The sequence below is a fragment of the Micromonospora sp. KC721 genome, from assembly GCF_004348355.1.
GTDB lineage: Bacteria > Actinomycetota > Actinomycetes > Mycobacteriales > Micromonosporaceae > Micromonospora.
Genome location: NZ_SMJY01000300.1, coordinates 1 through 4,842 on the forward strand (window position 1 = coordinate 1; position 4,842 = coordinate 4,842).

Genomic DNA, 4,842 nt, shown 5'->3' on the forward strand with positions numbered 1-4,842 from the left:
CTTCGAGTCTTGGTCGACAGCTGTCCTACCTGGAGCCTCGCACCCATCGATCACCGGGCCCGCCGCACCCACCCTAAGCTGCAAGATCAGCTTGGAAAAGGCTCATCGACCGGCGAACCGGGTGGTCAGGTGAACGAAGTCGGCGAGTAGACAGCGGCGAGCCAGCCGTCGATCCAGCCGCGCAATCGCGGCGGAATCGGCTATGCCGTCTTCGGCCTTCGGAGGCCAGGGCCCAGGCGGAGATGGGGCTGCCCATTAGTGGACGACGGCGGTGGGGCGTCCCGGATGCCGACGAGCTGGGGTCCGGGCGCGCCCCGCGCCTCGACGAGCCATTGCCGGTCAGTAGCCGGCCGCGCGCTCCCTACCTGTAAGCCACCGGCAGGGTGCCCCGGGCTTCATGCCGTCGTGTCGGAGACGGTCGGACGGGCGGCGTCGGGATCGGCCTGGAGTCATGACACCTGGAGGCCCTGACGCCAGGACGGGTGTGCCGGGCGCCAGCCCAGCTCGCGCTTGGCCTTCGCGTTCGACGCGCCACGAAGCTCGGTCATCAGCACGACGCCGGCCTCTCCGGCGGCCAGCCGCCCGACGAACCGCGGCACGCGCATCGGCTTCCTGGCCCCCAGCTTGCGGGCCAGCTCCGGCAGCCACTCGGCGACCGGGGCGGGGTCATCGTCGACGATGTTGTAGACACCGGGGGCGCCGTGCTGGATCGCCGCGACCGTCGCCTCAGCCGCGTCGGCGATGTGGACGAACGACCACACCCCGCCGCCCTCGCCGACGACCGGGAACTTCCCCTTACGGATCATCTGCAGCTGCTCGGAACCCGGTTCCATCGAGGTACCCGGTCCGTAGAACGCGCCGTAGCGAAGCACGATCCCCTCGGTCCAGTCGGCACCCAGCACAGCCCTCTCCAGATGCCCGACCGCAGCGATCATCGGGGCCATCTGCCTGATCGGCGACGGGTCCAGTTGGTCCTCTTCGGTCTTCACCGGCCCACCCGTCCGGGCATAGGTGAACGCCCCGTTGCTCGCCGCCACGAACCGCCGCACACCTGCCACGCGCCCTGCCGCGAGGAGATTGTCGGTGCCCTCGATCCGCAGCCGGTCGGTGGCGGCGAAACTGCGATCGAAATGGCGTGTGTCAATGTTCCCGATGGCGGTCAGCTGATGGACGATCACATCCGGCTTCGCCGCGCGCACGGCCACCTCGACCTGGCCGCGATCGAGCGCATCGGCGACGATCGGCGCCGCGCCCCACTGGGACAGCCTGGCCTTGTTCGACTCGTTGCGCGTCATGGCGAAGACCTCATGCCCGGCGCCGATCAGACGCGGCACCAACTGCTTGCCCATCGCTCCGGTCGCTCCTGCTACCAGCACTCTCATGGTCAGCTCCTGGTTCGCTCGTTCCTGCCTTCAAGGGCGGTGCCACTCACTGGCCGCCCGGACTGCGTGCAGCCCTTGAGCCGACCAGCGAGCTGGATCGCCGCGGTGACTCGATGACTGCCATCGTATGCAGTTATTGCACTCATGTGCAACTAGTGCACGACGATATACTCGCGGCGGAAACGCCGTCAAGGCGGTTGTGACCGACAGACCCGAGGAGGGGCAGCACCCCGATGACCACTGACAAACCAGCCCGCAGCAGCGGTCGGGAGGCGCAGCGCCGCCGCACCCGCAAGGCGATCGTCGATGCGGCGGTACGCCTCAGCGCCTCCGGAGCGACGCCATCCGTCGACGAGATCGCGGCCGCCGCCGACGTGTCGCGACGCACCATCTACATGTACTTCCCGGCCCTCGACGAGTTGCTCATCGACGCGACGGCCGGCGCGCTCAACGAGCCACCGGTCGAGGCGGCGCTGTCCGATCCCGCACTCGCCGACGACGCTGCGGGCCGGGTCGACGCCCTCATCCAGACACTGCTGACGTACTCTCCACAATCGCTACCCCTGGGACGCCGCATGATCCGCCTGACCGTCGACCAGCCCCTGAACGACACCGCCAAGCCGATCGGTCCACGTCGCAGCCAACGCCGGATCGAGTGGCTGGACAAGGCCTGCGAACCACTGCGCGACACCCTCAGCGAGCAGTCCTACGAGCGCCTCGTCTCCGCGTTGACCATGGTGGTCGGCTGGGAGGCGCAGATAGCCCTGCGTGACGTCCGCGGACTCGACCCTCAAGCCGAGCAGGAGGCCATGACCTGGGCCGCCCGCGCCCTCGTGGAGACCGCGATCAGAGAACACGATCACCACCCACCCGGCGGCAACGGATAGTCCGCTCATCCGCTCCACAAACCTCCCGACACGCTCGTCAGCGCTAGTCCGAGGAAGGGGACATTGAGGCCGGTTGACCATTCACTTCTTGTCGAGCTGCGCGGTCGCCAGCCGGTCGAACGGGTCCTCCAGCGGCAGCGCCGCCAGCTCCTTCGCCAGCTCGGCCACGGTCCAGAGCGTTTCGTCCTTGGTGATCTGCGCGCCGCGCGACCAGCCGTGGTTGACCGCGATCGAGCCGCCCCGCACCGACAGCACCTGCCCGGTCAACGGGCATCCCGCGCTGACCAGGTAGGCGACGAGCGGAGCCATCACGATTAGGTCCCGCGGGTCCAGTTCGCCGTCCGGCGGTGTCCGGTCCATGCCCGGCACCGGCATCGTCAGCCGGGTGCGCACCATCGACGGGCTGACGCAATTCACCCGGACCCCGAGCCGGCGCAGCTCCAGCGCGTGCACCGTGGTCATGGCCGCGACCGCGGCGTTCGCCGCCGCGTAGTTCGCCTGTGTCGGCAGGGGATTGAGCAGGCCGGAGCCCGATGCGGTGTTGACGATGGCGCGGTCGGAGGACCGGCGACGCGACCACGCCGGGTTTGGTCAGGATGAGCAGGTGTTGAGCATGCTCTGTAGCGCGGACTTCTCCGACGATTGCAGGGTCAGGCCCAGCTGTGCTTCACGGTGATCCACATCTTGCTGTAGGTGCACCGGTAGGACGACAGCGCACGAGCTGTTCACGACAACGTTGGTGCCGTCGCGTTTGAGGACCTGCTCACGGGTGTTGCAGGTGCCGCTGATGGTGATCCAGTGCGGGAACTTGTCCCGCGAGTACCCGCTCATCGAGCCCTCGGCGCGGACGGTGAGAGCGTTGAGCTGCGACTGCGCGGTCGCCTCGACGGGATACCCGGCGGGATCGCCGACGCCGGCGCGGCACCTTGGACGGCCAGGCCGGTGCCGACGACCACCACCATCGCGGTCGCCGCGGCGCGGTGCGAGACGCGGCCAGGGCGGGTGAGGAATCGGAGAGTGCGCATGGCCGGTCTCCTCGGCGTCCGGGATGGAACTACGACCGTCACCCACGATCAGGGCTTCCGCATCACAGTGCCTTGTCGAACGATGGCAGTCGAAAGGCTGTCGTCGTGCAGCGGCACTCGTTGCGAGGTCGCGGTGCCTGGCGCCGCATCCTCGCCCGCGTCGCTACCCGGATCCTGCTCAGCCACGAGGCATCCCTCGACCACCTACGCGCCAGCTGACCTCGCCCGTGCGTGCGAATCGCCGGTGAACCGGTGGGCGGCCGTCCGCCGGCCAGGGTAGCCGGCGAACGGGTTGGTCATCCCGGAATCGCCCCGTACAACGGGGAGCTGATCGTCCGACGTGTCCGTGGTGTGGTCGCTACTCGGTGGGGGTGGCTTGCCGGCGGCGTAGCGTGCGGATCCATCCTTGGGCGGTGTGCCGAGGCACGTTGTAGTGATCGGCGAGTGCCGCTGGGCTGCCGGCCTGCTGATACACCGACTCCAGATCATCGGGTGACCGCCGGTACACCCGCCCCGTGCCGGGGGACGCCTCACCCTTCGCGGTCTGCTTGGTCTTCCGCCCTGCCTTGGTGGCCTTGGCGCCGGTGGCTTTGCGCCCACCCGCCCGGGTGGCACCGGTGGCCGGTGCTTTCGCTCGTGACGTCTGCTGGGGAACAGTGACCTCGGTTGGCTCGCTGTTCACCGGAGTGGTCGTAGCCGGTTGATCAGCGGTGGACGTGGTCGCGGCGACAGGCTGGCCCGCGTCGGTGTCGGCGGGTTCCTCGTCAACGGATGCGCCGGCGGGCGCTTCGTCGGCCGGAGCGGCAGGCGAGACGGTGAGTGCCTGCTGGCCGCCGACGGCAGGCGTGACCGCCTTCAGCAGCAGATCCAGATCGACCGCGGGAATCTGGCCCGCGGTCAGGCCGTCCCCCTCACCGGCGCGCACCACCAGTTCGGTGATACGCGCGGTCGCGCCGTTGAACTCGACTCTCACGGTTGTGGTCGCCCGGCTGGGATCGTCCGCGGCGATGCTGATGGTGTAGGAACTCACGACATGCCTCCATGTAGGGCAAGGGCCTCGTCACCTGCCGCGCGAATCATCCCGCGAAGACCACAAGAACTGGGCCCTGCCCGATCCGCTAATCGGTGATCGAAGGGTAGAAGCTACCGCATGTCCGGCGAGTTGCGACCAATACAGCGGCTAAGCAACCGGCCTGGGTCCGCGATGCGTCTACCGACGGCCATGCCCGCGGCCCCCGAAACATCCCGCCGGTCGGGTGCCGCACAGCTGCGGCTTTCGCCTTCGCCGACGGCTCCGGCCGCCTCTGTCGACTGGTCTTGTCGTTCAGCGTCGCGGTCAGGCACCCGCCTCACCAGGCGCACCTCCGCGGGGCTCTGACCGATCGCCTGATGTAGCCGGAATCAATCGGCGGCGACTGCTTACGATCTCGTGCGCAATTGGGTAGGGCCGTGAGCTGTGGTGGTGGGGCTTCGGCTACCAGGTGATCATGCGGTCGGACACCAGTCCGGCGACGGCGTCGATGGTCTTGGGCAACAGTTCACGGCGGC

The 4,842-nt window shown here is 68.6% G+C and carries 5 protein-coding genes; 1 reads left to right on the forward strand and 4 read right to left on the reverse strand.

From position 1 onward, the window contains the following. Positions 1-449: 449 nt before the first annotated feature. A complete protein-coding gene (locus E1182_RS29175; protein WP_132270940.1) occupies positions 450-1,382 on the reverse strand; it encodes an NAD(P)-dependent oxidoreductase in 933 nt (310 codons plus the stop codon). Between the two features lie 233 nt (positions 1,383-1,615). Here E1182_RS29175 and E1182_RS29180 point away from each other — a divergent pair, with 233 nt between their 5' ends. Beyond that, positions 1,616-2,269: a TetR/AcrR family transcriptional regulator gene (locus E1182_RS29180; RefSeq protein WP_132270941.1), complete on the forward strand. Its 654-nt coding sequence runs from the start codon at positions 1,616-1,618 to the stop codon at positions 2,267-2,269. 81 nt (positions 2,270-2,350) lie between these two features. Here E1182_RS29180 and E1182_RS29185 read toward each other — a convergent pair whose 3' ends face one another. From E1182_RS29185 to E1182_RS29195, 3 genes are all read right to left on the reverse strand, one after another. Beyond that, positions 2,351-2,818 (reverse strand): SDR family NAD(P)-dependent oxidoreductase, encoded by a 468-nt coding sequence (locus E1182_RS29185; protein WP_207921566.1) that lies wholly within the window; start codon positions 2,816-2,818, stop codon positions 2,351-2,353. 42 nt (positions 2,819-2,860) lie between these two features. After that, a complete protein-coding gene (locus E1182_RS29190) occupies positions 2,861-3,340 on the reverse strand; it encodes a hypothetical protein (protein ID WP_243706485.1) in 480 nt (159 codons plus the stop codon). A gap of 312 nt (positions 3,341-3,652) precedes the next feature. After that, positions 3,653-4,324: a hypothetical protein gene (locus E1182_RS29195; protein WP_243706486.1), complete on the reverse strand. Its 672-nt coding sequence runs from the start codon at positions 4,322-4,324 to the stop codon at positions 3,653-3,655. Positions 4,325-4,842 lie beyond the last annotated feature (518 nt).